At 70.4% G+C, this 25,658-nt stretch carries 23 protein-coding genes; 16 read left to right on the top strand and 7 right to left on the bottom strand.

Annotation, left to right across the window (positions count from 1 at the left end):
• Positions 1-19 precede the first annotated feature (19 nt).
• The 4 genes from G3I78_RS24410 (at position 20) to G3I78_RS24395 (ending at position 6,604) form a co-directional block, all read left to right on the top strand.
• Entirely contained in the window at positions 20-1,552 is a 1,533-nt protein-coding gene (locus G3I78_RS24410; protein ID WP_203615453.1) for a DUF4331 domain-containing protein, read from the top strand.
• 124 nt (positions 1,553-1,676) lie between these two features.
• Entirely contained in the window at positions 1,677-3,206 is a 1,530-nt protein-coding gene (locus tag G3I78_RS24405) for a tetratricopeptide repeat protein (protein WP_164428093.1), read from the top strand.
• Positions 3,203-4,945, top strand: a complete 1,743-nt coding sequence (locus G3I78_RS24400; protein WP_164428091.1) for a sulfite exporter TauE/SafE family protein — start codon at positions 3,203-3,205, stop codon at positions 4,943-4,945. Before G3I78_RS24405 ends, G3I78_RS24400 begins: the two co-directional genes overlap by 4 nt.
• Before the next feature lie 57 nt (positions 4,946-5,002).
• Positions 5,003-6,604: a serine/threonine-protein kinase gene (locus tag G3I78_RS24395; protein ID WP_164428089.1), complete on the top strand. Its 1,602-nt coding sequence runs from the start codon at positions 5,003-5,005 to the stop codon at positions 6,602-6,604.
• A 6-nt stretch (positions 6,605-6,610) separates the two neighbouring features.
• On the opposite strand, the gene G3I78_RS24390 is transcribed toward G3I78_RS24395, so the two are convergent.
• Positions 6,611-7,405, bottom strand: coding sequence for an SGNH/GDSL hydrolase family protein (locus tag G3I78_RS24390; RefSeq protein WP_164428087.1), 795 nt, complete (start codon positions 7,403-7,405; stop codon positions 6,611-6,613).
• Positions 7,406-7,681: 276 nt separating this feature from the next.
• Here G3I78_RS24390 and G3I78_RS24385 point away from each other — a divergent pair, with 276 nt between their 5' ends.
• The 6 genes from G3I78_RS24385 to G3I78_RS24360 all read left to right on the top strand — a co-directional run bounded on the left by G3I78_RS24385 (position 7,682) and on the right by G3I78_RS24360 (position 16,268).
• Positions 7,682-8,893: a S8 family peptidase gene (locus G3I78_RS24385; RefSeq protein WP_164428085.1), complete on the top strand. Its 1,212-nt coding sequence runs from the start codon at positions 7,682-7,684 to the stop codon at positions 8,891-8,893.
• Positions 8,894-9,058: 165 nt separating this feature from the next.
• Positions 9,059-9,478 carry a hypothetical protein gene (locus G3I78_RS24380; protein ID WP_239158021.1) on the top strand — a complete coding sequence of 140 codons (420 nt, stop codon included), beginning with the start codon at positions 9,059-9,061 and terminating at the stop codon, positions 9,476-9,478.
• A 366-nt stretch (positions 9,479-9,844) separates the two neighbouring features.
• Complete coding sequence (locus tag G3I78_RS24375) at positions 9,845-10,666, top strand: glycosyltransferase family 2 protein (RefSeq protein WP_164428083.1); 822 nt, start codon at positions 9,845-9,847, stop codon at positions 10,664-10,666.
• Positions 10,663-11,652, top strand: a complete 990-nt coding sequence (locus tag G3I78_RS24370; protein ID WP_164428081.1) for a glycosyltransferase family 2 protein — start codon at positions 10,663-10,665, stop codon at positions 11,650-11,652. The genes G3I78_RS24375 and G3I78_RS24370 overlap by 4 nt, the downstream gene beginning before the upstream one ends.
• Positions 11,645-12,445 (top strand): polysaccharide deacetylase family protein, encoded by an 801-nt coding sequence (locus G3I78_RS24365; RefSeq protein WP_164428079.1) that lies wholly within the window; start codon positions 11,645-11,647, stop codon positions 12,443-12,445. The genes G3I78_RS24370 and G3I78_RS24365 overlap by 8 nt, the downstream gene beginning before the upstream one ends.
• Positions 12,438-16,268: a lipopolysaccharide biosynthesis protein gene (locus G3I78_RS24360; protein WP_164428078.1), complete on the top strand. Its 3,831-nt coding sequence runs from the start codon at positions 12,438-12,440 to the stop codon at positions 16,266-16,268. The genes G3I78_RS24365 and G3I78_RS24360 overlap by 8 nt, the downstream gene beginning before the upstream one ends.
• A 107-nt stretch (positions 16,269-16,375) precedes the next feature.
• Here G3I78_RS24360 and G3I78_RS24355 read toward each other — a convergent pair whose 3' ends face one another.
• Positions 16,376-17,797, bottom strand: a complete 1,422-nt coding sequence (locus tag G3I78_RS24355) for a xylan 1,4-beta-xylosidase (protein WP_164428076.1) — start codon at positions 17,795-17,797, stop codon at positions 16,376-16,378.
• Between the two features lie 167 nt (positions 17,798-17,964).
• Here G3I78_RS24355 and G3I78_RS24350 point away from each other — a divergent pair, with 167 nt between their 5' ends.
• Positions 17,965-19,059, top strand: coding sequence for a DUF5925 domain-containing protein (locus G3I78_RS24350; RefSeq protein ID WP_164428074.1), 1,095 nt, complete (start codon positions 17,965-17,967; stop codon positions 19,057-19,059).
• Between the two features lie 52 nt (positions 19,060-19,111).
• Here G3I78_RS24350 and G3I78_RS24345 read toward each other — a convergent pair whose 3' ends face one another.
• Positions 19,112-19,483 carry a GntR family transcriptional regulator gene (locus G3I78_RS24345; RefSeq protein WP_164428072.1) on the bottom strand — a complete coding sequence of 124 codons (372 nt, stop codon included), beginning with the start codon at positions 19,481-19,483 and terminating at the stop codon, positions 19,112-19,114.
• Positions 19,484-19,554: 71 nt separating this feature from the next.
• Here G3I78_RS24345 and G3I78_RS24340 point away from each other — a divergent pair, with 71 nt between their 5' ends.
• Complete coding sequence (locus G3I78_RS24340) at positions 19,555-20,484, top strand: GNAT family N-acetyltransferase (protein ID WP_164428070.1); 930 nt, start codon at positions 19,555-19,557, stop codon at positions 20,482-20,484.
• Positions 20,465-21,013 (top strand): DUF402 domain-containing protein, encoded by a 549-nt coding sequence (locus tag G3I78_RS24335; RefSeq protein ID WP_164428068.1) that lies wholly within the window; start codon positions 20,465-20,467, stop codon positions 21,011-21,013. Before G3I78_RS24340 ends, G3I78_RS24335 begins: the two co-directional genes overlap by 20 nt.
• Here G3I78_RS24335 and G3I78_RS24330 read toward each other — a convergent pair.
• A complete protein-coding gene (locus G3I78_RS24330) occupies positions 21,010-21,603 on the bottom strand; it encodes a class I SAM-dependent methyltransferase (RefSeq protein WP_164428066.1) in 594 nt (197 codons plus the stop codon). The two genes, G3I78_RS24335 and G3I78_RS24330, sit on opposite strands and share 4 nt — an antisense overlap.
• Positions 21,604-21,744: 141 nt before the next feature.
• Between G3I78_RS24330 and G3I78_RS52880 the strand changes: the two genes are divergently transcribed.
• Positions 21,745-21,879 carry a hypothetical protein gene (locus G3I78_RS52880; protein WP_275424843.1) on the top strand — a complete coding sequence of 45 codons (135 nt, stop codon included), beginning with the start codon at positions 21,745-21,747 and terminating at the stop codon, positions 21,877-21,879.
• 21 nt (positions 21,880-21,900) lie between these two features.
• Here G3I78_RS52880 and G3I78_RS24325 read toward each other — a convergent pair whose 3' ends face one another.
• A complete protein-coding gene (locus G3I78_RS24325; RefSeq protein ID WP_164428065.1) occupies positions 21,901-22,350 on the bottom strand; it encodes a GNAT family N-acetyltransferase in 450 nt (149 codons plus the stop codon).
• A 142-nt stretch (positions 22,351-22,492) separates the two neighbouring features.
• Between G3I78_RS24325 and G3I78_RS24320 the strand changes: the two genes are divergently transcribed.
• A complete protein-coding gene (locus G3I78_RS24320) occupies positions 22,493-23,494 on the top strand; it encodes a lytic polysaccharide monooxygenase (protein WP_164428063.1) in 1,002 nt (333 codons plus the stop codon).
• A gap of 56 nt (positions 23,495-23,550) precedes the next feature.
• Here G3I78_RS24320 and G3I78_RS24315 read toward each other — a convergent pair whose 3' ends face one another.
• Together G3I78_RS24315 and G3I78_RS24310 are read right to left on the bottom strand one after the other, a co-directional pair.
• Entirely contained in the window at positions 23,551-24,414 is an 864-nt protein-coding gene (locus G3I78_RS24315; RefSeq protein ID WP_164428061.1) for an alpha/beta fold hydrolase, read from the bottom strand.
• A 172-nt stretch (positions 24,415-24,586) separates the two neighbouring features.
• Positions 24,587-25,030, bottom strand: coding sequence for a MarR family winged helix-turn-helix transcriptional regulator (locus G3I78_RS24310; RefSeq protein ID WP_164428059.1), 444 nt, complete (start codon positions 25,028-25,030; stop codon positions 24,587-24,589).
• Between the two features lie 94 nt (positions 25,031-25,124).
• On the opposite strand from G3I78_RS24310, the gene G3I78_RS24305 reads away from it, so the two are divergent.
• Complete coding sequence (locus G3I78_RS24305) at positions 25,125-25,499, top strand: cupin domain-containing protein (RefSeq protein ID WP_164428057.1); 375 nt, start codon at positions 25,125-25,127, stop codon at positions 25,497-25,499.
• The last annotated feature ends 159 nt before the right edge of the window (positions 25,500-25,658 follow it).

Raw genomic sequence — 25,658 nt, 5'->3', positions numbered from 1 at the left:
TGGACTGAGGACGGACGGCATGACACCTATCTCCAGGAGCGGCTCGGGACGCAGGAGTCTCGCGACCCTCATATGTGGTGCGCTGGCCGCCGGGGGGCTCGCAGCCGCCGGCGTCGTCGCGCTGGAACCGGGGGCGGCCTCCGCCTCCAGTCACCGGGAGGCCCCGCTCATCTCGGGCGACCCGCAGTACGACAACACGGACGTGTACGCGTTCGTCAGCCCCGACAAGCCCGACTCGACGACGATCGTGGCCAACTGGATCCCGTTCGAGGAGCCCGGGGGCGGGCCGAACTTCTACCAGTTCGCCGAGGACGCGCAGTACGACCTCCACATCGACAACAACGGTGACGGACAGGGCGACCTGCTCTACCGCTTCACCTTCAAGACGCACATCAAGAACAAGAAGTCGTTCCTGTACAACACCGGCGTGGTCGAGAGCCTCGACGACCCGGACCTCAACGTCACGCAGACGTACGACATCGAGCTCTTCAAGCTGAAGAACCAGAATGTCCAGTACAAGACGAAGGTCGCCGACGACATCCCGGTGGCCCCGTCGAACGTCGGCAAGGCGTCCATGCCGAACTACGAGAAGCTGCGCGACCAGGCGGTCTACAAGCTTCCCGGCGACTCGACGTCCTTCGCCGGCCAGGCCGACGACCCGTTCTTCGCCGACCTGCGCGTCTTCGACCTGCTGTACGGCGGGAACCTCACCGAGGTCGGCAACGACACGCTCAAGGGCTACAACGTCAACTCGATCGCCCTCCAGGTGCCGACGGACATGATCACCGAGTCCTCGCACCAGCCGATCGTGGGCATCTGGTCGACGACCCAGCGCAAGAACGCGCAGGGCTACTACTCCCAGGTCTCGCGCCTCGGCAACCCGTTGGTCAACGAGGTCGTCAACCCGCTCAAGGACAAGGACAAGTTCAACGCGTCCTCGCCGTGGGACGACGCCCAGTTCCTGAAGAACGTGACCAACCCCGAGCTGCCGAAGCTCATCGAGGCGATCTACAAGATCAAGGCGCCGGCCGAGCCCCGCAACGACCTCGTGGACGTGTTCCTGAAGGGCGTCAAGGGACTGAACCAGCCGCCGCACGTGCGGCCCGCGGAGGAGCTGCGCCTCAACACGTCCATCAAGCCCACCGATTCTCCGAAGCGGCTCGGTGTGCTTGATGGCGACAACGCCGGGTTCCCGAACGGGCGTCGGCTCACCGACGACGTGATCGACGCCTCGCTCCAGGTCGTCGAGGGCGAGCTGGTCGGCTCGAAGAACGACCTGGGTGACGCGGTCGACAAGAACGACAAGGACTTCGAGAAGTCGTTCCCGTACGTCGCGCTGCCGACCGAGGGGTCCCGCGGACCGCTGGCCAAGGGCACGAGCGGCGGGAACGACGTCCGCAACCAGCTCGGCGACGCGCTGTCCCCGGCCGGTGCGTCCGGGTCGAACAACATGACGCTGATCGCCGGGTCCGCGGGCGCGGGTGCGGCCGGGATCGTGCTGATCGGGGCGGCGCTGATGTGGTGGCGCCGGATGCGGCGACGGGCGTACTAGTCACCGCCGACCGCCCGTAGTCACCCCCTTGCTGGCGCGGCCTGCGCGTACTCATCCCCCACGGTGCAGGCCGCGCCGCAGTTCACGATCACGAGACGAAACACGAGACGAAACAGGAGAGGGCATGTCCGGGTCTACGACCGACAGCGCAGCCGAGAACGAGCACGACGGATCGTCGGAGACCGTGGAGCCCTCTGCTCAGACCGATTCCGCTCAAGCCGAATCCACTCAGGCCGACTCCGCGCAGGCGGAATCCGCTCAGACCGACTCCGCTCAGCCCGACGAGGAGAAGGTCGCCGCCGTGCGGCGGGTCGGAGAGGCCGGGCGGCGGTGGCGGGCCGCTCAACTCGCCGGGTGCGCGGCGCTGTTGGCCGTCGCGCTGACCGGCGGGTCGATCGCCTTCGGGGCGCTGCGGGACGGCGGCACCGCCACCGTCGCCAGTTCGTCCTCGGCGGTCTCCCCCGGGCTCATGGCCAGTGGGGACCTGGACGCGAGCATCAAGGCGATCCAGGTTCATCTGCGCAGCCAGCCCAAGGACTTCGGGAGCTGGGCGACCCTCGGGCTCGCCTATGTCGAGCAGGCGCGGACCAAGGGTGACCCGTCGCGCTATCCGCAGGCCCAGCAAGCCCTGGAGAAGTCACTGAAGTTGAAGGCGGACAACGAGCAGGGGCTCGCCGGTCTGGCCGCGCTGGCCGCGGCCCGGCACGACTTCAAGGACGCCCTCACGTACGCCGACAAGACCCTCAAGCAGAACCCCTACGACGACCGCGCCCTGTCCTCCCGGATCGACGCCCTCGTCGAACTCGGCCGCTACGACGAGGCGTCGAAGGCGGCCGACCTCGCGGACGAACGGCGGCCCGGCATCCCGGTGTTCACCCGGTACGCCTACGTCCACGAGCTCCGCGGCGACGTACGCACCGCCCGGACCGTCCTGGAGCAGGCCCTGTCCACCGCGACCACCCCGGGAGACATCTCATACGTGGCCACCGCTCTGGGCCAACTCGCCTGGAACCAGGGCGACTACGACACGGCCCTGACCGACTACGCCCGCGCTCTCGCCGCCGACGACACCTACCTTCCGGCGCTGGAGGGCAGGGCCCGCGCGCAGGCCGCGAGCGGGGACCGGGCGGCCGCGATCAAGGGCATGGAGAACGTCGTCTCCCGGTATCCGCTGCCCCAACCGCTCGTCGAGCTCGGCGAGTTGTACGAGGACCGCGGCGCCGACGGCGACAAGGCGAAGGCCAGGGACCAGTACGCGCTGGTCGACGCCTGGATCGCGCTCGCCCGGGCCAACGGCGTCAACGCCGACCTGGACACCGCGCTCGCCGCCGCCGACCACGGCGACAAGGCCTCCGCGCTGAAGGCCGCCCGCGCCGAGTGGGCCCGCCGGCACACCGTGCACACCGCGGACGCCCTCGCGTGGGCGCTGCACGTCAACGGCCGGGACAAGGAGGCCCTGCCGTACGCCCGGCAGGCCACCGCCACCGGCTACCGCAACGCCTCCTTCCTCTACCACCGCGGGATCATCGAGCGCGCCGCGGGAGACGAGAAGGCGGCCCGGACACACCTCACCGCCGCCCTGAAGCTGAACTCCGGTTTCTCCCCGCTCGGTGCCCGCGAGGCCCGCAAGGCACTGAAGGAGATGGCCCGTTGAAGCCCCGCCGTCTGTTCGCGTCCCTCACGGCCGTCCTGACGGCGGCTTGTGCGCTCGCGCTGCTCCCTTCCAGCAGCGCGAGCGCCCACCCTCTCGGCAACTTCACCGTCAACCGCTACGACGGTCTCGTCGCCGCCCCCGGTCAGCTCCGCGTCGACCATGTCGAGGACCTCGCCGAGATCCCGGCCACCCAGGCCAAGCCGGACATCGAGAAGCTCGGCATGACCGAGTGGGCCGCGCAGCGCTGCCAGAAGGCGGCGGAGGGCGGCAAGGTCACCGTGGACGGCCGTGCGGTCGCCCTCACGGTCAGGAGCAGCGAGGCGCGGGTGCGTCCCGGTCAGGCCGGGCTCGACACCCTGCGCGTGCAGTGCCGGCTGACCGCCCCGCTGCCCGAGGACGCCACCGTCGCCCTCGGCTTCCACAGCGCGGGCACCGACACCGGCCCCGGCTGGCGCGAGATCACCGCGCGCGGCGACCGGACGACGCTCGCGAAGTCGGACGTACCGACGAAGTCGATCTCGAACGAACTGACCAGGTATCCGCAGGAGTTGCTCTCCTCCCCCGCCGACACGGTGACCGCCTCGCTGCGGGTGCGGCCCGGCGGCCCCGCTCTCGCCGAGGAACAGTCGGACGCGCCCGCCGCCTCGGTGCTGCCCCGCGGCGCCGACCGCTGGACCCGCGCCCTGGACTCCCTGGTCGCCCGCCAGCACCTCAGCGTCGGGTTCGCCGCGCTGGCCCTGCTCATCGCGGTGGTCCTGGGCGCCATGCACGCGCTGGCCCCGGGCCACGGCAAGACCCTGATGGCCGCGGTGGCGGCGGCGCGCGGCGGCAAGGCCCGGATGAAGGACGTCCTGCCGCTGGCCGCCTCCGTCACGGTCACCCACACCCTGGGCGTGGTCGCCCTGGGCCTCCTGGTCACGGCCGGCTCGGCGGCGGCACCCTCGGTGATCGCGTGGCTGGGCATCGCGAGCGGCGTGATGGTGACCGCGGCGGGCGTGACACTGCTGCGCCGGGCGCTGCGCAACCAGAAGCACGGGCACGGACACAGCCACGGGCACGGGCACGGGCACGGTGACAGCGGCGGCCATCCGCACAGCCACGATCACGACCACGGCCACTCGCATCCGCACCCCCACCCGCACCCGCACCCGCACGGCCCCAGCGGCCACACCCACGACCACGATCACGAAGAGGCCGAGGACCGCCCCCTGGTCCTGGCGGCCGCCCACGCGGAACCGGCCCGGGCCGCCACCAAGACCCGCGCTCACGCGCACACCCGCCATCACGACCACGGGCACGACCACACCCACGACCACCCCCATCCCCATCCCCACGCTCACCCCCACACCCTGGAACACACCCACGGCGGCTTCACCCACACCCACGCCGTCGCCCCCACCATCCGCGGCACGATCCTGCTCGGCTTCGCCGGCGGCCTCGTGCCCAGCCCCTCCGCCGTCGTCGTGCTCGTCGGCGCCGCCGCGCTCGGGCAGGCCTGGTTCGGTCTGCTGCTCGTCGTGGCGTACGGCGTCGGACTCGCCCTCACCCTGACCGCGGCCGGCTTCGCCGTCGTCAGGCTGGGTAGCGGAGTCACACGGGTGCTGGACCGCCGCCCCCGTCTCGCGGCGAGCCCGATGACCGCCCTGGTGCGCAGGACCGCGCCCCTGATGTCGGCGTTCGTCGTGGTGGCCCTCGGGGCGGGATTGGTACTCAAGGGGGCGGCATCCGCACTCGGCTGAGCTACTTTTGTGAGGAAATCATGCGAAGTCGAGCGGAGTGCGAAGTGGGGGACGTCCGTGTCCGAAGAACCGGGCAGTGAGCGACTGATCGCGGGCCGCTACCGGCTCCTGTCCCCGCTCGGCGAGGGCGGCATGGGAACCGTGTGGCGCGCCCGTGACGAGGTCCTGCACCGCGAGGTCGCCGTCAAGGAGGTGCGCGCGCCCCACGGACTGCCGACGCACGAGATCGAGCGGATGTACGCCCGCCTCGAACGCGAGGCCTGGGCGGCGGCGCGGGTGGCGAACCGGAACGTGGTGACCGTGTACGACGTGGCCGCCGAGGACGGCCGCCCGTGGGTCGTGATGGAGCTGGTGCGCGGTATCTCGCTGGCCGAACTGCTGGACGCGGAGGGCCCGTTGAGCCCGCAGCGGACCGCGCACATCGGTGCCGAGGTGCTGTCCGCGCTGCGGGCCGCGCACGAGGCCGGGGTGCTGCACCGGGATGTGAAGCCGGCCAACGTCCTGCTGTCCAACGACGGCCGTGTGGTCCTCACCGACTTCGGGATCGCCCAGGTGGAGGGCAGTTCGGCGCTCACGATGACCGGCGAGGTCATCGGCTCGCCCGAATTCCTCGCCCCGGAGCGGGCGTTGGGCCGTACGCCCGGCCCGGAGTCCGATCTGTGGTCGCTGGGCGTGCTGCTGTACGCGGCCGTCGAGGGCAACTCCCCGTTCCGGCAGAACACCCCGCTGAGCACCTTGCGCGCGATCGTGGACGAGGAGCTGCCGCCGCCGTACCGGGCGGGTCCGCTCACCCCGGTGATCGAGGGGCTGCTGCGCAAGGACCCGGCCGAGCGGCTGTCCGCCGACCGGGCCGAGCAGGAGCTGCGGATCATCGGGGCAGGGGGCACGCCTCGCGCGGACACCGTGCAGTCCTCGTCGTACGCCCCGACGGTGGCGGCGCCCTTCCCGCAGGAGCCGGCGCCCTATCCACGGGACCCGACGCCCTATCCGCCCGCGCCCACCCCGGCCTCCACGCCCGTGGCGACCACCACGGCCCCGGCCCCGGAGCGCAACCGCCGGGCGGCCGTCGTCCTGGTCGTGGGTGTGCTGGCGCTCGCGCTGGCCATCGCGGGGCTGACGTACGCGCTGCTCAACCGTGACAACGGCGACAAGGACGGGGAGACCGCCAAGGACACCGGACCCGCGGTGAGTTCACCCTCGGCGACCGGCAAGGACGAGTCCGGGAAGGAGAATCCGCCGCCCAGCAAGAGCCAGAACACCACGAGCGCGGCCCCGCGGCAGTCCGTGGACGTCTCCCTGACGGGTTCGAACACCGACTACTCCGGCACCTGTCCACCGGACAGGTCCGAGGCCCCCGGCTTCACGGCCACCCTGACGGTCGGCAGCCTTCCGGCGACGGTGACGTATCGCTGGGTCTCGGAGAACGGCTCGGTGAACGGCAGTTGGAAGACGCTGACCTTCCCGGCCGGCGGCGGCAGGACCCAGCAGGACCGCCGGTTCATCACCACCCAGGACGACAGCGGGACCTTCGAGGACACCATCAGCGTGGAGGTCCGCGACCCCGTGGCGGAGAAGTCCAACTCGGTCCCCTTCACGCTGACCTGTGTGACGGAGACCCCGTCCGAGTCCGACGAGGCCTCCCCCACCGCGTCCCCGTGAGGGGGATCAGGCCGCGCTGTTCATGACCGGCAGATAGCCGCCGGACTGTCCGGCCGCCGTCGGGTGGTACGACTCGCCGATGTTGAGCAGGTTGAGGCTGTGCAGCCAGGCACTGCCGGAGCAGAGCTCGTGGCCGGTGAAGGTGGAGCGGACGTCGCCCCAGGCGAAGCCGTGGTCCGCGGCTCGCTTGGCGATGGCGGTGTCGAGGTAGTCGGCGGCCGAGTTGATCGCCTTCCGCTTGGTCTCGGAGAGGCCGACGCAGGTGGTGCCGATCCGGTAGAAGCGGGGGTAGCCGAGGACGACCACATGGGCGTTCGGGGCCCGGGTGCTGATCGCCGAGTAGACGTCGTCCAGTCGGCCGGGCAGCGTCGAGTCGACGTACGCCTTCGCGGTGTTGATCCGGGACAGGCAAGAACTGTCGGACTGGAGCACACAGGTCGTCATGACGTCGGAGAACCCGGCGTCGTTGCCGCCGATGGTGATCGAGACCAGGGCGGTGGCGGAGCTGAGCGGGGTCAGCTGGTTCGCCAGGACATCACCCGTTCGAGCGCCCGAGCAAGCCGTGAACGCGAACGACGAGGGTGAGTTGGCGGCCGCCCAGAGGTAGGGGTAGGCCTTCGCGCTGCGCTTGCAGTCACCGCTGGAACCGAGGTAACTGCCTGCGCCGACCCCCGAGGAATAGGAGTCTCCGAGGGCCACGTAGGGGCCTTCGGCCGCGTGGGCGGCGCCCGTCCCGGTGAGGACGGCGGCGACGGCCAGGAGGAGCGAGCCGACGTAAGCGGCAATTCGGGAACGTCTCATGGAACCTCCCTTAGCAGGATCTCTGCCACATCCGTCGTAGCAATGACACGTATCAACGGGAAGTGTCCATGCCAAAACTGCCGTTGATTTCGTGGACATGACAGATTTGTTGACAGGGGCTCAACTCCCTTGTTCTACGCCAGTAGTTGGGCCACTCTTTACTCCAGCCCGGAGCGGAACGCGACGCTCCAGGTCGTGTGCGCGTGCTCGCGCGCACCCCCCACGGACGCGCTTCCGACCCAGTCGCGCGTCGCCCATGAGGAGGACTCCCTCGTAATGGCACAACTGCGTAGCAAGAAGTTCCGGTTCGCCGCGATAACCAGCCTGGCGACCGCCGCTCTCGTGGGCGGGTTCACCGCTCTGCCCGCCCAGGCCGCCCCGGCCGAGGGCACGGTCCTCGCCGCCGACTCCCCCACCGCGGTCAAGGACAGCTACATCGTCACGCTCAAGAAGGGCGCCGCCGGCTTCAAGGCGTCCTCCAGTGACGGCAAGAACCTCGTCAAGGAGTACGGCGGCACGGTGAGGAAGACGTTCGGCACCGCGCTGAACGGCTACTCCGCCACCCTCTCCGCGACCGAGGCGAAGAGACTCGCCGCCGACCCGGCGGTGGCCTCGGTCGAGCAGAACCAGGTCGTCAGGCTGGCCGACACCACGCAGTCCAGCGCCCCCTGGGGCCTGGACCGCATCGACCAGTCCGCGCTTCCGCTCTCCGGGACCTACACCTACCCGGACACCGCGGGCGGCGGCGTGACCGTGTACGTCATCGACACCGGCGTGCGCATCACCCACACCCAGATCTCCGGCCGTGCCTCCTACGGCTACGACGCGGTCGACGGCGACACCACCGCCTCCGACGGCAACGGCCACGGCACCCATGTGGCCACCACGATCGCGGGTACCACCTACGGCGTCGCCAAGAAGGCGAACATCGTGGCGGTCCGGGTGCTCGACAACAGCGGTTCCGGCACCACGGCCGGGGTCATCGCGGGGATCGACTGGGTCACCGCGAACCACACCACCCCGGCGGTCGCCAACATGTCACTCGGCGGCTCCGCCTCCACCTCGCTGGACACGGCGGTCGCCAACTCCATCGCGAGCGGCGTCACTTACGCGGTCGCGGCGGGCAACAGCTCCGCCAACGCCTCCTCGTACTCGCCGGCCCGGGTCTCGACGGCGATCACGGTCGGCGCGACCACCAGCACGGACGCCAGGGCCAGTTACTCGAACTACGGCTCGGTCCTGGACATCTTCGCCCCCGGTTCCTCGATCATCGCGGGCTACAACACCAGTGACACCGCGACCGCCACGCTCTCCGGCACCTCGATGGCGACCCCGCACGTCGCGGGCGCCGCGGCGGTCTACCTCGCGAGCCACACCTCGGCCACCCCGGCCACGGTCGCGTCGGCCCTGGTGGCCGGTGCCACGTCCAACGTGGTCACCAGCCCCGGCACCGGCTCGCCCAACAAGCTCCTGAAGCTCGTCCCGTAACTCCCGCCGGACGATTCCCCGGAGGCGCTCCGTGCCTCCGGGGAATCTCCTGTTCAAGCACATACCAACACTGGGTACAGACCGCCACCCCGTCTTGACGCCCCCCTCGGCACTGAGCGACATTGAAGCCCGGCATCCGGCGCTTTCTGGGGGGAAACGTCGCCCATGCAGATCACACGTATCCGTACCTCATCAAGACCGTCGGGCAGAGAGCTGACTCCGCTGCTCGCCGGCGCCGCGACCGCCGTGGGGGCGCTCGGCGCAGTGCTCGCGCTCACCGGCTCGGACTCGCCGCTGCGCGCGCCGCTCGTGCTCTTCTTCCTGCTCGCGGCACCCGCCACCGGCATCGCCGTCGCACTGCGCGGCCTCGATCCGTTCGCCCGGGTGCTGACCGCGCTGGCCGGTTCGGTCGTCCTCAACATGCTGGTGGCCCAGGGCATGCTGGCCACGCACCGCTGGTCACCGCGCGGCGGTGTGCTGGCGATGGCCGTGATCAGCGCCCTCATCCTGCTGCCGGTACTGCTCCGGCGGCGCCGGGCGGCGCGGGAAGGGGCGACTGTAACGGTCAAACCAACAAAAACGTGAGGCCTCGTTCCAGGTCTTGCCATACGGGTTCAATCGTCAATACCGTCATACATCACACCCGCATCGTCCCGTCATCGAGCGGCTCTAGGGGAGGGCTCAAGGACCGCGACGGGGGGACGCGGGGCGCGGTAGGGGGGTGCCGTGCTCGGTGACCGCACATGTGACCGAGTCGTGCCGCGCGACCGGCTGTCGTCTCTCAGAAACAAGCACAGCACGACGGCTGTCGGCCAGCTTTGCCAGCTCACCCGGCACGTACGGAGATTCCTTCCGGCATGCCGTGGGTGAGAACCCCCCTTTCGAACCGGAGCAATAAACCGGACCGCCCACAGGGGCGGGCGGTCCACCGGACGAGAGGGAACCAGACTCATGAGTTCAGTTCTGCGCCCGGCGGCTACGGGCCAGGATGTGCCGACAGCCGGCCAGTACCGACCGATCTCCACTCATCTGGCCATAGCGCCACCGGTGAGCGTGGTCATACCCGCCATGAACGAGGCGGAGAACCTTCCGTACGTCTTCAAGACCCTGCCCGACTGGATCCACGAAGTGGTCCTGGTGGACGGCAACTCCACGGACGACACCGTCGCGGTGGCCCGTGAGCTGTGGCCCGAGGTGAAGGTCGTGAAGCAGCACGGCAAGGGCAAGGGGGACGCCCTGATCACCGGGTTCGAGGCCTGCACCGGTGACATCGTCGTCATGATCGACGCGGACGGCTCGGCCGACGGGAACGAGATCGTCTCCTATGTCTCCGCCCTGGTCTCGGGCGCGGACTTCGCCAAGGGGTCGCGCTTCGCCAACGGCGGCGGCACCGACGACATGACCTTCATCCGCAAGCTCGGCAACTGGGCGCTGTGCACCATCGTCAACCGCAAGTTCGGCGCCCGCTACACGGACCTGTGCTACGGCTACAACGCCTTCTGGCGGCACTGCCTCGACAAGATCGACCTCGACTGCACCGGCTTCGAGGTGGAGACCCTGATGAACATCCGGGTGGTCAAGGCGGGGCTCAAGGTGCAGGAGATACCGAGCTACGAGTACCTCCGCATCCACGGCGCCAGCAACCTGCGGGCGGTCCGGGACGGCTTCCGGGTGCTCAACGTGATCCTCGGGGAGCGGTCCAACCGGCGCGCGCTGCGCCGCCGTACCCACCGCTCTCCGCTGCTCGACTCGCGCCGGGGAGAGGTGTCTTGAGCGGTCCCGACGTCTCCGTCGTGATCTGCGTGTACACCGAGGACCGCTGGGAGGACATCCTCGCGGCGGTCTCCTCGGTGCGCACGCAGTCGTACCCGGCCCTGGAGACGCTGCTGGTCGTCGACCACAACCCGGCGCTCCTGGACCGGCTGGCCAAGGAGTACAAGGAGGCCGAGGACGTCCGCGTGTCCGCCAACGCGGGCCCCCGCGGCCTGTCCGCGGGCCGCAACACCGGGATCGCCGCCGCGCGCGGCGAGGTGATCGCCTTCCTGGACGACGACGCCGTCGCCGAGCGCGACTGGCTGCGTCACTTCGCCGCGGCCTACGCCGATCCGCTGGTCATGGCGGTCGGCGGCCGTACGGTGCCGATCTGGGCGTCGGGACGCCGACCCGCCTGGTTCCCCGAGGAGTTCGACTGGGTGGTGGGCTGCACCTACAAGGGCATCCCGGCCGGCCTGGTCCGGGTCCGCAACGTCCTGGGCGGCAACGCCTCCTTCCGCCGTACGGCGTTCGACGCGGCCGGCGGTTTCGCCACCGGCATCGGACGGGACGGCGACAAGCGGCCGCTGGGCTGCGAGGAGACCGAGCTGTGCATCCGGCTGAGCCGGGCCAGACCGGACGCGGTCCTGCTGATCGACGACCGGGCGGTGATCCACCACCGGGTGCCCGAGGCGCGCGAGCACTTCGGGTACTTCCGCACGCGCGCCTACGCCGAGGGCCTGTCGAAGGCGCTGGTGGCCCGAAGTGTCGGCGCGGACAAGGGACTTGAGTCCGAGCGCCGGTACGCGACACGGGTGCTGCCGTCCGGCGTGGTGCGCGGGCTGCGGGACGCGGCGCTGTCCCGGCCGGGCGGCGCGGGCCGGGCGGGCGCGATCGTCGCCGGGGTGCTGACGGCGGCCGGCGGGTATGTCGTCGGGACCGTGCGGGCGCGCAGGGGCGGAGCCACGTTCACGGTCGTGGACATCCGGGGGGAGAGAGATGGCTGAGCCACCCGTACCGATCCTCATGTACCACGCGGTGGCCACCGACCCGAACGACGCCACCCGCGTCCTGTCGGTCTCCCCCGAGTCCTTCGCCCAGCAGATGGACGTCATCAGCGAGTTGGGACTCACGCCGGTCAGGACCGCCGATCTCGCGGCCCGTTGGCGCGAGGGGCGCCCGCTGCCCGCTCGGCCCGTCCTGATCACCTTCGACGACGGCTACGAAGGCGTCCACCGCCACGCGCTGCCCGTGCTCGCCAAGCACGGCTTCACGGCCACGGTGTTCGTCTCCACCGGCTGGCTCAGGGGGCCGTACGACACCGGCGGCGGCCTGGACACCATGCTGGACTGGGACCAGGTCCGCGAACTCGCCGCGGCCGACGTCGAGATCGGCGGCCACACCCACACGCACCCGCAGCTCGACCAGCTCGACGACGCCACGCTGCGTCATGAGCTGATCCACTCCAAGGAGATCGTCACCGACGAACTCGGCACTGTACCGGCCTCGTTGGCGTATCCCTACGGCTACTCCAGCCGCCGGGTGCGCGAGGCGGTGCGTGAGACGGGGTACGGCCAGGCGCTCGCCGTGAACAACGGCCTGGCGCGCCGACGGCAGGGCCCCTACGCGCTGACGCGGCTCACCGTGCGCCGCGCCACCACGGCCGAGGAGTTCGAGCGGCTCGTCCAGGGCCGGGCGATCGCCCGGGACTTCGCCAGGGACCGTGCCCTCACCAAGGGGTACGCGTTGGTCCGAAGAGCACGACAGGTCCGCCGGAAGGTCTCCCGTTCCCGTGTCTGACACGACGACCACGACCGAGCCCGAGTCGACCGCCGCCGAGGCGCCCGAGCAGTCGGGGCGCCGTCTTCGGCTGCCCGGACTCGGCAAGGGCGCGGGCGGTGGCAACCAGCTGTTCCGCAACGCCTACGCCCTGATGCTCAACACCGGTATCTCCGCGGTGCTCGGCCTCGGCTTCTGGCTGGCGGCAGCCCGCTACTACTCCGAGTCGGCGGTCGGCCAGGGCTCCGCCGCCATCGCCGCGATGAAGTTCCTCGCGGGTCTGACCGCGGTCACCCTGACCGGGGCGCTGGCCCGCTTCATCCCGGTGGCGGGACGCGCCACCGGGCGGCTCATCTTCCGTACGTACGCGGGCAGTTCGCTGGTCGTGGCGGTGGCCGCGGTCGTCTTCCTGCTGACCCTGGACGTGTGGGGGCCGTCGTACCGCTTCCTGCACGGCCCGCTCAACGGCCTGGGGTTCATCGCAGCCGTCGTCGCCTGGAACGTGCTCACGCTCCAGGACGGTGTGCTGACCGGGCTGCGCAGCGCGCCCTGGGTGCCGGTCGGCAACACCGTGTTCTCCGCGGTGAAGCTGGGGCTGCTGGTCGCCTTCGCGGTGGCGATCCCCACGGCCGGGGTCTTCGTGTCCTGGGTCGCGGCCATCGCGATGTCCGTACTGCCGCTGGGCTGGCTGGTGTTCCGCCGTCTGGTGCCCCGGCATGTGAAGGCCACCGAGGACCACGCCAAGCCTCCGTCGGTCAGGGAGATCGGGCGCTTCCTCGCCGGCGACTACACCGGCTCGCTGTTCTCGCTGGCCGTGGTCTATCTGATCCCGGTGATCATCGCCTCCCAGGTCAGCTCCGAGGACAACGCGTACTTCTACATCACCACGACGATCGGCGGCACCTGCAACCTGCTCGCCATCAACATGGGTGCCTCCCTCACGGTGGAGGGCTCGCACGACCCGGGCCGACTGGCCGCCAACACCCGGGCCGCGCTCAAGCGGATGGCGCGGATCATGCTGCCGGTGGCCGGGATCCTGTTCGTCGGGGCGCCCTGGATCCTCGGCGTCTTCGGGGCGGGCTACGCGGAAGCGGCCACCCCGCTGCTGCGCTGGTTCGCGGTCGGCGCGGTGCTCCGGGTCGTCATGGAGACGTACTTCGCGGTGCTGCGCGCGCAGAGCCGCACCGCCGGACTCGCCTGGCTCCAGGGCCTGTTGTGCGTGCTGGTGCTCAGTCTGACCCTGCTGCTGCTCCCCCGCATGGGGCTGACCGGAGCGGGCGTCGCCGAGATCTCCTCGCTCGCGGTGATCGTCGCGATCGCCGCGCCCAAGCTGTACCGGACGATCCGGCACGCGCCGCCCGCCGAGGTCCCGGCGACCGCGGCGCCCGACGGCGACCTCGCCGACCTCGGGGCCCGCGAGACCACGGTCACCGGCCGCACCCGCCGCCCCGGCTGGGCGCTCGACCAGGACACCCTGGCCCTGGGCATCCACGTCGACTTCGACCACCAGGAGCGCCGCCCCGACGTACGCCCGGGCCCCGGCACCCCGCCCACCGGCACCCCGGTGCCACGCCCGGAGCGCGACCGGCCGACCTGGGCCCTGAAGAGGCTTCCCGAACTCGGGCTGCCCGTGGAGGCGCGGGAGCCCGGCTCCGAGTCCTCCCTCGGCCCGTCCGAGACCGAGGTGGACGCGCCGTTCGAGGTGGCCTTCGACGCGGGCAAGGAGACCGGCGTACGGGAGGAGAGCGTCGTACCGGAGGAGCCCGCCGGGCCGGAGGAGGCGCCGCGGCCCGACGAACCGCCACGGCCCCTCTCACTGCGGGAGCGGCTCCAGCCGACCTGGCTCGGCGTGTTCCTCGGCTGTCTGCTGACCGTCGCGCTGCTCATGTACTGGGTGCCGGCGCTGAGCCTGGGCGAGTCCGACCTGGACCGGATGGGCGGGCTCGGGCTGATCTCGATCCTGCCGATGCCCACGCTGATCGGTGCGGCGCTGCTGGTCGTGGTCTTCGCCTCGCTGCTGTGGCTGGGCCGCGAGCACAAGGCGCTGCTGCTCGTCACGCTGGTGGCGACGGTGTTCTCGCTGCACGCGCTGCCCGCGGTGATCGAGGCCGAGCCGCGGTTCGCGACGGCCTGGCAGCACCTCGGGTTCATCGACTACATCGAGCGGACCGGCTCGGCGGTGCCCGACCTGGACGCCCGCTGGAGCTGGCCGGGCTTCTTCGCGGCGGCCACCTTCGTGGCGCAGGCCTGCGGGGTCAAGGACTTCACCGAGATCATCCGCTGGTGGCCGACCGGCATCCAACTCCTCTACCTGGTACCGATGTTCTTGCTCGTACGGCACATGCGGGCGAGCTGGCGGGCCAAGTGGACCGGCATCTGGATCTTCGTGCTCAGCGGCTGGGTCGGCCAGGACTACTTCTCCCCGCAGGGCTTCACGTACCTCCTCTACCTGGTGTTCGTGGCGGTCCTGCTGGTCTGGTTCCGCGCCCCGCGCGTGATCTGGACCAGAAGGCGACCCGGCGAGGCGGAGGTCGAACCGAGCGACCGGCGTCAACAGGCCGTCCTGCTCGCGGTGGTGATCGGTCTGTTCGCGGCGACCGTGCCCGCGCACCAGCTCACGCCGTTCGTGATGCTCGGTGTGCTGGCCGCGCTCGTGGTCTTCGGCCGCAGCGAACTGCGGGGCCTGCCCATCCTGTTCGCCGTCATCGTGACCGCGTGGATCGGCTACATGGCCGAGCCCTACTGGTCGGGCCACTTCGACGATCTGTTCGGCGGGGTCGGCGGCGTCGGCAGCAATGTGTCCTCGTCGGTCTCCGGCCGTATCGAGGGCGGCAGTTCGACCCACAAGCTGGTCCTGTACGTACGGGTCCTGCTCGCCGGTTCGGTCATGGCCCTGGCCTGCTACGGCTGGTGGCGGCGGCGCGAGCACAAGTACCGGGAAGTCTCGCTGCTGATCCTCACCTTCGTGCCGTTCCTCGGCTTCGGCATGCAGTCGTACGGCGGCGAGATGGCGCTGCGCGTCTTCATGTTCGCCCTTCCGGGCGCGGGCCTGCTCGCCGGTCTCGCGCTCTTCCCGCGCACCGGCGTCACCGCGAAGGAGCGCGACAAGGACCGGGTGAGCCTGGCTCCGGTGGCCGCGCTCATGGCGGGTCTGCTGCTCATCGGCGGCTTCCTGGTGGCCCGTTGGGGCAACGAGCCGTTCGAGCGGATCCGGCCCGGCGAGGTCGCCGCGATGGACTACGTGTACGCCCATGACGATCCGACGGTCCGGGTGCTGTGGCTGTCCAACGACACGGTGAACAACGTGACGCCGGCGATGCCGTGGGGCGCGAAGGACATGGAGAAGGTGTCGTACGTGCCGACGCTGGCGCCGACCGACCCGGTGCTGGTGTCGAGTCTGGTCAAGTCGCTCAAGGACGCGGGGCCGAACTCGTATCTGATGGTCAACGTCAGCCAGGTCACCTATCTGCGGCTCGACGTGGGCTATTCGAGGACGTGGGAGCCGCGGCTCCTGGAGAACCTCGACAACCGCAAGGAGCTGAAGCGGGTCTTCACCAACGCCGACGTGACCATGTACGCCCTGCGGGACCAGCCCGCGGGGAAGGTCCCCAAGCCCGATCCCGGGCCGATCGGGCCGCAGATCACCTGGACGCCCTGGTCGGTGGTGGGGGCGCTGGCCGCGCTGGCGCTGATCCTGCTGCTGTCGGCCCGTGAGGTGGTGCGGGTCGCGGTGCGGCCGGGGGTGCGGCAGCTGCGGTGGCTCCAGAGCAGCTTCTGGTTCTCGCTGCCGCTGCTGGCGGTGTTCCTGGCGGCACTGATCCAGCGGTTCCTGACGATGAAGTAGGCGCTCTTCTCGACGAGGTCCAGTGGCTGAGTGGTTCAGCGGTTGAGTGGCTCAGTGGCCAAGTGGTTCAGTGGCCAAGTGGTCCAGTGGCTGAGCGGCTCAGCCACTCAGCGGCTCAGCCACTTGACCTCGTACGCCTGCATGTCGAACTTCTTCCCGTCGACCTCGGCACTGATCCGCCGGTTCAGGGTGTTCACCACGAGGACGGTCCTGTCCGTGGCGAGGACCCGGACGTTCGGTACGTCGTCGGCGGCGACGGAGACGTCCTGGTACGTGCTCCCGGGCGCGAACGCCTTGCCGAACCGGCTCACGAGGTCGAACATCGGCAGCTTCGCACCGCCGCTCGCACCGCTGGTCGGCGTCCACAGACAGCCCGCGCAGGCGGTGCCCTTCTCGTTCTCCGGGTTCCAGTAGAAGGCGGACGTGGTGCCGCCCTTGGCCAGCGCGATCATGCCGGCGGCCTGCACGGCGACCCGGCGGTCCTCGGACCAGCCCTCGCGTTCGTCCCGGCTGTCGGCGGGCTCGACGTAGTACTCGGCCCACCACAGCGGGAGGTTCCCGGTCTGCTGCCGCACCCACCTGCTGACCGCGGTGAACTTGTCCGTGGCCGCGAACTCGTTCGGCAGCAGCTCGTCGTCGTTGGTGTAGCTGGAGCCGTCCACCACCACGAAGTCGGCGCCGGCCTTGTGCTTGTTCCAGTAGTCGAAGGCGTCGACGATCCGCTGGTCCATCGCCCCCCAGGCACCCGTGAGGGCGGTGGAGGCGTCCTGCGAGCGCGGGTCGACGCTGTCCATCACGAGATAGGGCCCGCCGACCATGATCTTCGGGTTGACCTTCTTGAGCGCCTTGTAGACCAGGTTGTACAGCTGGGTGTAGCCCTCGTAGTCCCAGCGTGCCTTCGAATCGTTCCAGAAGCCCTTGAACTCGTTCCAGACGATGAAGTGGCGTACGTCCGGGTAGCGCTTGGCGACGGTCGCGGCGAGCGCGGCGTAGTCCTTGAAGTGCGCCGGCTGCGGGGCGGTCTCCAGCGACGCCTGGCTCCAGTCGGTGTTGCCGACGCCCGCCTTGCCGCCCTTCATCCAGTCCGGCGCGCAGCACAGGGTGATGACCGGGGTGGAGCCGGAGGCGCGCATGAAGTCGACGCGCCGGTCCAGGTCCTCGAAGTCGTAACGTCCCTTGACCGGCTCGGGGTTGTCGGCGCCCCAGCCCATGATGTGCTGGTTCTGCGGGAGTCCGCCCGCGTCCTTGATCTCCTGTTCGACCCGCTCGGTCGCCTCGGAGCTGCCCTCGTCGGCGCTGAACTGGGTATGGGTGAATCCCCAGCCCACCTCAGGGGTCTCCGCGTCCGGCGTGCTCGTCGGGTTGCCGTGCACTCTGTCGCCGTTGCGGGAGGTGCCGTCGGTGCTCGCGCCGCTGCCCGGAAGTGTGTTGAGGAGGGTCACGGCCAGCGCCAGAGCCGCCGCGCCCACACCGAGCAGAGCGGTGAGCCGCCACCGCCGTGCCCCCGTATACCACCCATGACGTCCCATCGAGGGCAACGGTATCCGCGAACACGCGTGTGCGGGCAGATGCCGTGGATACACATCTCGGTAACAGGAAGTAAAGGACAGACCAGAAGTACGGGACACCCGCGACACAACCGACGCACTACGGAAACCGGGTGCGTCCGGGGGGCCGGTGCCGGATCATGGGCGCCATGTCTGCCAACCCTCACGACGCGCTGCCGATCCGGCTCAACGTCGACGACAGCGACTCGCCGTCCGACGTCGTCGACGCGCTGTTCCTCGGCCGCTTCGCGACGGGCGAGCAGCCGTACTCCCACGCGGCCAACATCGACCGGGTCCGCTCCGGGGCCACCCTGCTGCCGGCGGGCGCGAAGGTGCTGCGCGTCGCGCGCGACGACGACCGCAGCGCGACCCTCGCCGAGGGCGACGGCTGGACCCTGCTGATCTCCCGCTGGAACCGCGGTGCCGACGTCACCGTCACCGCGACCACCGCCGAACTCGCGAAGAAGGTCCTCGACCAGGCCACCGACGGCGCGGCGGACGAGCCCGAACCCCAGCCGGAGAACGTGACGATGGGCTTCTGGTACGTCTCCCCCAGGCGCGGCCCGCACCGCACCACCCGGCAGATCTCCGCGGGCACCTGGGACGAGGTCCGGGACAACTACACGGCGCCGGTCGCGGACGCGATGGACCACCTGATGAAGACGACCCCGGAGGACATCGCGGGCCGGCTGCTCCTGCTGCACGGCCCGCCCGGCACCGGCAAGACCTCCGCCCTGCGCACCCTCGCCCGCTCCTGGCGGGACTGGTGCCAGGTCGACTGCGTCCTGGACCCGGAGCGTCTCTTCTCCGACGTCGGCTATCTGATGGACATCGCGATCGGCGAGGAGGACTCGACGGGCAAGGGCCGCTGGCGGCTGCTCCTGCTGGAGGACTGCGACGAACTGATCCGCGGCGAGGCCAAGCACACCGCGGGCCAGGCCCTGTCCCGGCTGCTCAACCTCACCGACGGCCTGCTCGGCCAGGGCCGCAACGTCCTGGTGGGCGTCACCACCAACGAGGACCTGGAGCGCCTCCACCCCGCCGTGGTCCGCCCCGGCCGCTGTCTGGCCCGGATCGAGGTGGGCCCCCTGACCCGCGGCGAGGCGGTCACCTGGCTCGGCACCGAGGAGGGCGTGGGCCGCGAGGGCGCGACCCTGGCGGAGCTGTACGCACTGCGCCGGGGGACATCACCGACGGCACTGCCGGAGCCGCGGGCTGGGGCGGACGCGGGGCTGTACCTCTAGTACGGCTGGTACGGCGACGCGTTCCAGCGGCTCCGGCGATTGGGAACCTTGATCAGCCCTGTCCGTAGGCCGCCCGCAGCGCGTCCCGTACGGCGGCCAGCGCGTCCGACTCCGTGAGCCCCAGCCGCCGGGCCCGCTCGACGTACGTCTGCGCGGCCGCCGCCAGCTCCCGTTCCGCCGCGGAGCCCGCCGCGGCCACGAAGGTGCCGTTGCGCCCCCGGGTCTCGATCACCCCGTCGCCCTCCAGCGCCCGGTACGCCTTGGCGACGGTGTTCGCGGCGAGCCCGAGCGACTCCGCGAGCCCCCGCACGGTCGGCAGCCGGTACCCCACCGGCAGCACCCCCGTCCGCGCCAGCTCGGAGATCTGCACCCGCACCTGCTCGTACGGCGGTGCGCTGTCGTCGATGTGGATCTTCAAGGTCACGAGCCGATTGTCCCGCACCCACCGGAAAATGAGAGGCACCCCCGCACACCTCCCACGTAGCGTGCGCCTTCATGACTGTGATCGTGCGTGATCTGCGCCCCCAGGACCCGGCGGACGTCGAGAGCTTCGTCCACGCCCGCCATCTCGCCATCCCCCACATGCTGTGGACCGCGGCCGGAGTCCTCCACCGCACGGTCCACACCCACCCGGACGCCCACTACCGCTCCCTGGTCGCGGAGGAGGACGGCGAGGTGGTCGGCACGGCCCAGCTCGGCCTCGTGCACGACAGCCCGGAGCCGGGCCAGGGCTTCCTGAACATCTACGTCCGCCCGGACCGCACCCGGCACGGCGCCGGCACGCTCCTGGTCCGCACCGCCGAGGAGCACCTGGCGGCGCACGGCGCGACCAAGTTGTTCTCCTGGGTCCTGGACGAGCCGCAGAACCGCGCGTTCGCCGAGCGGCACGGCTACCGGGCCAGCCGCTCGGCGCACTTCCTCCGGCTGGACCTGGCGACCGCCGTACTGCCCCCGCTCCAGACCCCTCCCCCGGGCGTCGTGCTGCGCACCGCCGCCGACTTCGCGGACGACCCGCGCCCCTTCTTCCTGCTGGACGCGGAGACCGCGGGGGACGAACCGAGCGACGTGGACACCGAGTTCACGGACTACGAGGTGTGGATCGAGGAGTACTGGAAACACCCGCTCCTCCACCTCGGCCTGACCACGATCGCCCTGGTCGACGGCCGCCCCGCCGCCTTCAGCGCCGCCCACACCGATGGCACCGGCCGCTATGCCACCGCCATGACCGGAACCGCCCGCGCCTTCCGCGGCCGGGGCCTCGCCAAGCTCGCCAAGAACCACTCCCTGCACCGCGCCCGCGCCACCGGCCACACCGAGGCCCTCACGAGCAACGACACGGACAACGAACCCATGCTCGCGATCAACAAGTGGTTCGGGTACGACATCTGCGCCACGGAGGTACGCCATGTCCGCGAACTCACCTGAGCCGAGGCCCCTCCTGGACGTCGTCCTGGTCAAGGCGGGCCGCACGAAGATCCGTTACGAGGCCGAACTCCTCACCGACGACGGCACCCGCGTCACCGTCCGCGCCCCCTGGGCCGGCCGGGGCGTCCGCGACTTCGGCTTCGTCCGCTTCGAACCGGGCGACGTCTTCACCGAGCACTACTGGCGAGACCGCTGGTACGCCGTGAAGGAGGTCCGCTCCGCCTCCGGCACCCTGAAGGGCTGGTACTGCGACATCACCCGCCCGGCAACCCTGAACGGCACCGAGCTAGTCGTGGAAGACCTGGACCTCGACCTCTGGGTCTCGGCCGACGGCAAGGACGTCCTACGCCTGGACGAGGACGAGTTCGAGGAGAGCGGCTTGAGAAGAACGGACCCGGTGGCAGCCGCGTCGGCGATGACAGCACTGAACGACTTGGAGCAACTGGCACACACCAGGGGCGCGGGGAACTGCGCGATCAGCCACAACGCACCCGCAGCCGACACACCGCCCTGGCTCCCGAGCTCCTAGTCGCCCCGAACCACCACCACATACCGCTCGTCATCCACGTCCTTCCCCCACAACGACGAATCCCCCGACAGCCGCTCCAGGACGACTCGCCCCCCAAGCGGCTCCACCAACCCCGAAACCACCTCGGCCGATATCCCAACGACCCCCCACACCCCCTCCACCAGCACCATCCGCCCACCCGGCCGCAACAACCCCCACCACCGCCGCAGCACCCGCCCGGGATCCCGCAGAGCCCACAGCACATGCCGCCCCAGCACCACATCGAACCGCTGCTCCCCCACCGGCGGCACCGCGGCGTCACCGACCAGGAACACCGCGTCACGCCCGGCCAGCTTCGCGCGGGCCAGCTCCACCATGGCCGGTGACAGATCCACCCCGGTCACCCGATGTCCCTGCTCGGCCGCGAGGAGCGACAGGCTCCCGGTCCCGCACCCGAGGTCGAGCACGTCGGCCCCTCGCTCCGGCAGCCACTCCCGCAGCCGCGCGGCCCAGGCACCGCGCACCTCGGGGTCCCGCAGCCCGTGGTCCGGCTCCTCGTCGAAGGAGGCCGCCGCCGCGTCCCAGTCCACTCCGTCACTGTTCTCCGCCATGCGCCCAAGAGTGACACCCGCCACTGACAGTCGAATCGTGACAACCGCCACTGACAGATCAGTGACCGATGAGGAACCCTCCCCGAAAGGGTCTACCTCCGTGTGAACGCGGGAACTCGGTAGGCACCGAAGGAGGCAGCCATGCGCCGTACCACCGTGCAGAAGCCCCTGAAGAGGACGGACACCCGCCGGATCCGCGAGGAGGCCGACCAGCGCCCCGCGGGACGACCCGAGGTCCGAAAGGACATCGCGCGCACATGGTGGCCCGACGGCTGACGGCGCCGGTCATGCCTCGTGTCAGACCAGTCGCTTGCGGTAGTGGACGCGGTCATAGGGCCCGTCCACTCGCCGTTCCACGACCTCATAGCCGAACTTCGGATAGATCTTCTGGTTCTCCCACATCAGCGCGTTGGTGTAGAGCCTGACCTCGGGCAGACCCCGCGCACGCGCGTGTGCCTCCACGAACCGCAGCAGCCGTCCGCCCACGCCCTGCCCTTGGGCGTCCGGGTGGACGGCGATGTTGTCGAGGTACAGATGGTCCTCGCGTTCCTCCACCACCACGAGCCCGGCCACGGGATCCCCCGTGACGAACACCTGCCCCGCGGCCACCTCCGCCGTGTGGTCCCGCTCCATGGGCAGCGGCATTCGCCCGAGGCGCTCGATGTAGTGCGCGTAGGCCGCGTCGGTCACGGCCTTCACGGCGGCCACGTCGGCCGGTCCGGCCGGTCGGATCTCCTCGTTCGTCATGCGCGCACGCTACCTACCTGATCTCAGTCTCAGCACTCCCTTAAGACAGCCATAAAGATCGTCAGCGGCCGTCACAAGCTGGGGATTTCACGGTTTCTTGGTTCCGGCACCCCTGTCAGCACCGGTTCCGAGGAGATCCCCCATGCCCGCACGCCGCAAGGCCGCCACCGTGGCCGCCGTCGGCCTGGCCCCGCTCGCCCTGACCGCCCTGGCCGCCGCACCCGCGTCCGCGCACGGCTCGATGGGCGACCCGGTCAGCCGGGTCTCGCAGTGCTACGCGGAGGGTCCCGAGAGCCCGAGGTCGGACGCGTGCAAGGCGGCGGTCGCGGCCGGCGGCACCCAGGCGCTCTACGACTGGAACGGCATCCGGATCGGCGACGCGGGCGGACGGCACCAGGAGCTGATCCCGGACGGCAGGCTGTGCAGCGCGAACAACAACGAGTTCAAGGGGCTCGACCTGGCCCGCGCCGACTGGCCGGCGACGAGCGTGCGCGGTGGGTCGTACACCTTCAAGTACCGCGTGACCGCCCCGCACAAGGGCACCTTCAAGGTCTACCTCACCAAGCCGGGCTACGACCCCACGCAGCCGCTCGCCTGGAACGACCTGGACCTGTCGAACCCGGTCGCGACGGCCACGGACCCGGTCGCCTCGGGCGGCTTCTACACGTTCTCCGGCACGCTCCCCGAGCGCTCCGGCAAGCAGCTCCTGTACGCGATCTGGCAGCGCTCGGACAGCCCGGAGGCGTTCTACTCCTGCTCGGACGTGACCTTCGGCGGCAGCGGTGGTGACAGCAACTCGACTGCCACAGCTGCGAGTTCGGCCCCGACCCCCGCGCCCACCGCCTCCGCCCCCTCCGAGGCGCAGATCGAGGACGGCGCCGACAGGTCGACGATCGAGCACCACGGACACGGCGACGACGACGCGAGTACGTCGGCGGAGCCGGTGGCCGCACCTGCGGAGAGCGCCCCGGCCAACGACGTGCAGGCGGCGGGCACTTCGCAGAACCTCGCCGACACGGGCGGCGACAGCAGTACGTCGTATCTCGCGATGGGCGGCGCGGCCACCCTCGCGGCCGGCGCGGCGATCCTGTTCGGCTCGGTGCGCAGGCGGGCGGCGAACGGCGGCGGCCGGCACGGCCGTTGACCGACCGGACTCCGGGGCCTGACCGGCGGCTCAGGCCGGACAGGCCCCGGCGGCGGTCAACTCAGCGCCGACGCGCAGGTGGTGCGGGTGGCGTGCGCCGGGTCGAGCGAGTTGGCCACCTCGTGGAAGGCGATCCGGTCGAACAGCCCGATGGCCGCGTGCTCGGAGAGGTCGAGCGGGCACAGGTCCTGGAGCAGGACGTTGCGTACGCCGGACCCGCTGAGGAACTGGCTCTGGTACGGCGTCACGACCTCGTCGTACTTGGTGGCGAGGACCGTGTACTTGACGCCGGGGACGGTGTCGCCGCCCGCGTTCAGCTTGGTGAGGAACGCGGAGCCGACGACCTGGTCGGCGAGGGCCGGGGTGTTGGTGGTGAGGAAGTCCCCGATGCCGGGGAAGTACGGCAGCAGGTTGGTGAGGCCCGACAGGGTGGTGCCGTGGTTGTCGGGGGCGATGCCGACGAGGGCGTTCACCTTGGCGGCTCCGCCGAGGAACTTGAGGTAGTAGCGGGGCATCATGCCGCCCTGCGAGTGTCCGACGAGGTCGGTCTCGGCGGCGCCGGTGGCGGCGAGCACCTTGTCGACGAAGGCCGCGAGCTGCTCGGCCGACTTGTCGATGGGGCCGAGGCCGTAGATGAAGGAGACTCCGGGCAGCTGGCCGTAGTCGAAGGAGAAGACGCAGTAGTCGCGGTCCTCCAGGTAGGGGGCGAGGGCCAGCCAGTTGTCGACGGAGTTGGCGAAGGTGCCGTGCACGAGGACGACGGGGCGGGGGTGGGCGGCGGAGGGTTTGCAGGAGTAGTCGTTCCAGCCGCTGCTCGGGGCGGCGGCCGCCTGGGCGACACCGGCGGCGGCGGCGAGGGCGACGGCGGCGGTCAGGAGCAGTGCGGCGAGGGGTCTGAGCACTCGTTTCCAGGGCAGCATCGTGTGATCTCCTTGCGGCTCAAGGGAGTTGCGATGGCCTTACGCCCTGTGATCCGGATCACGAAGGATGCTGTTCAATTCGAAAGTTACGGACGAGTAGTGCACTTGTGAAGTTACGCGTCAGTAAAAACTTCCAGTGGTAACCGGGTCGGATGCATCCACTGATGAACCGTCACCAGGCGGGCCTGATGGGACCATAGGGAGCAATGCGCCCCAATCGGTCGCACAACGCGCGCACTTCACTCTCACCGAGTACATCGACCCACGCCCGTACGGCTTCCGCGGCGGCCTCCTCCGCCGCCCGGGTGCAGGCCCAGCCCCGCTCGGTCAGCACCACGAGCCGGGCCCGGGCGTCACGAGGGTGCGGCCGCCGCTCGACATACCCCTTGCCGACCAGCTCCTCGACGAGCTGGCTCGCCGCCTGCTTGGTGACCCCCAGATGGACCGCGAGCTCGGTGACCGTGGCCCCGTCGGGCGCGAGCCGCGTGAAGGCGAACCCGTAGGCGGGCCGCCCCTCGAACCCGCGGGCGACGACCCCGTCGTTGATGCGCTGCGTGAGATCACCGGCGGCGGCGAGCAGGGCGGCGGTCAGGGCGAGGGCTTCGGAGTTTTGCACGGAGGCATTGAAACACCCTTGACGATTTGGTCAAGCAGCTTGACCATAGAGGCATATAGTCAAGCTACTTGACCATCTGGTCGGAGGTCTCCGCATGCCCGTAGTCCGCTCGTCCGAAGCCGTCACCCACGAGATCCACGGCGCCCGCTTCGTCTCGTACGCCACTCCCCTGACCGGCGCCAAGGAGCTCTGCGCCTGGCGCGGCGAGATCCCCGCGGGGACGAAGGCACCGGCTCACACCGTCAACCGCGAGGAGATCTTCCATCTGCTCGTCGGTGAACTCCTGATCACCCTCGACGGCACCACGCACCGGATCACCGCGGGTGACACGGTGATCATCAACCCCGGCGCGACCCTGTCCGTGGAGAACCCGGCCGACCACACCGCGCTCACCTGGGTCACCACCTCCATCGGCCTGGAGGCGACACTGGCCGACGGCACCCGGATCACTCCTCCGTGGGCCAACTGACCTTCAGGGCCTGTCCAGCGGATCAGGCCGGCATCATGGGGCTTGGGACCCCCTCTCCCACAGCCTTGGACAACCTCGCGCGGGTGGGGCCCGTCATTTCCCCGCCGCAGAGCGGCCGATGCCACAGTCCCCTCCGCCTCGCGGCCGTCCGCACCAAGC

It is taken from the genome of Streptomyces sp. SID13726 (assembly GCF_010548375.1).
Lineage (GTDB): Bacteria > Actinomycetota > Actinomycetes > Streptomycetales > Streptomycetaceae > Streptomyces.
The sequence above is the reverse complement of the archived record's forward strand: the minus strand, read 5'-3'. Positions and strand labels throughout refer to the sequence as shown.

Coding starts and splice junctions, on each gene's coding strand:
- G3I78_RS24410 (WP_203615453.1), top strand. CDS start 20: ATGACACCTATCTCCAGGAGCGGCTCGGGACGCAGGAGTCTCGCGACC.
- G3I78_RS24405 (WP_164428093.1), top strand. CDS start 1,677: ATGTCCGGGTCTACGACCGACAGCGCAGCCGAGAACGAGCACGACGGA.
- G3I78_RS24390 (WP_164428087.1), bottom strand. CDS start 7,405: ATGAGACGTTCCCGAATTGCCGCTTACGTCGGCTCGCTCCTCCTGGCC.
- G3I78_RS24385 (WP_164428085.1), top strand. CDS start 7,682: ATGGCACAACTGCGTAGCAAGAAGTTCCGGTTCGCCGCGATAACCAGC.
- G3I78_RS24380 (WP_239158021.1), top strand. CDS start 9,059: ATGCAGATCACACGTATCCGTACCTCATCAAGACCGTCGGGCAGAGAG.
- G3I78_RS24375 (WP_164428083.1), top strand. CDS start 9,845: ATGAGTTCAGTTCTGCGCCCGGCGGCTACGGGCCAGGATGTGCCGACA.
- G3I78_RS24365 (WP_164428079.1), top strand. CDS start 11,645: ATGGCTGAGCCACCCGTACCGATCCTCATGTACCACGCGGTGGCCACC.
- G3I78_RS24355 (WP_164428076.1), bottom strand. CDS start 17,797: ATGGGACGTCATGGGTGGTATACGGGGGCACGGCGGTGGCGGCTCACC.
- G3I78_RS24350 (WP_164428074.1), top strand. CDS start 17,965: ATGTCTGCCAACCCTCACGACGCGCTGCCGATCCGGCTCAACGTCGAC.
- G3I78_RS24340 (WP_164428070.1), top strand. CDS start 19,555: ATGACTGTGATCGTGCGTGATCTGCGCCCCCAGGACCCGGCGGACGTC.
- G3I78_RS24335 (WP_164428068.1), top strand. CDS start 20,465: ATGTCCGCGAACTCACCTGAGCCGAGGCCCCTCCTGGACGTCGTCCTG.
- G3I78_RS24330 (WP_164428066.1), bottom strand. CDS start 21,603: ATGGCGGAGAACAGTGACGGAGTGGACTGGGACGCGGCGGCGGCCTCC.
- G3I78_RS52880 (WP_275424843.1), top strand. CDS start 21,745: ATGCGCCGTACCACCGTGCAGAAGCCCCTGAAGAGGACGGACACCCGC.
- G3I78_RS24325 (WP_164428065.1), bottom strand. CDS start 22,350: ATGACGAACGAGGAGATCCGACCGGCCGGACCGGCCGACGTGGCCGCC.
- G3I78_RS24320 (WP_164428063.1), top strand. CDS start 22,493: ATGCCCGCACGCCGCAAGGCCGCCACCGTGGCCGCCGTCGGCCTGGCC.
- G3I78_RS24315 (WP_164428061.1), bottom strand. CDS start 24,414: ATGCTGCCCTGGAAACGAGTGCTCAGACCCCTCGCCGCACTGCTCCTG.
- G3I78_RS24305 (WP_164428057.1), top strand. CDS start 25,125: ATGCCCGTAGTCCGCTCGTCCGAAGCCGTCACCCACGAGATCCACGGC.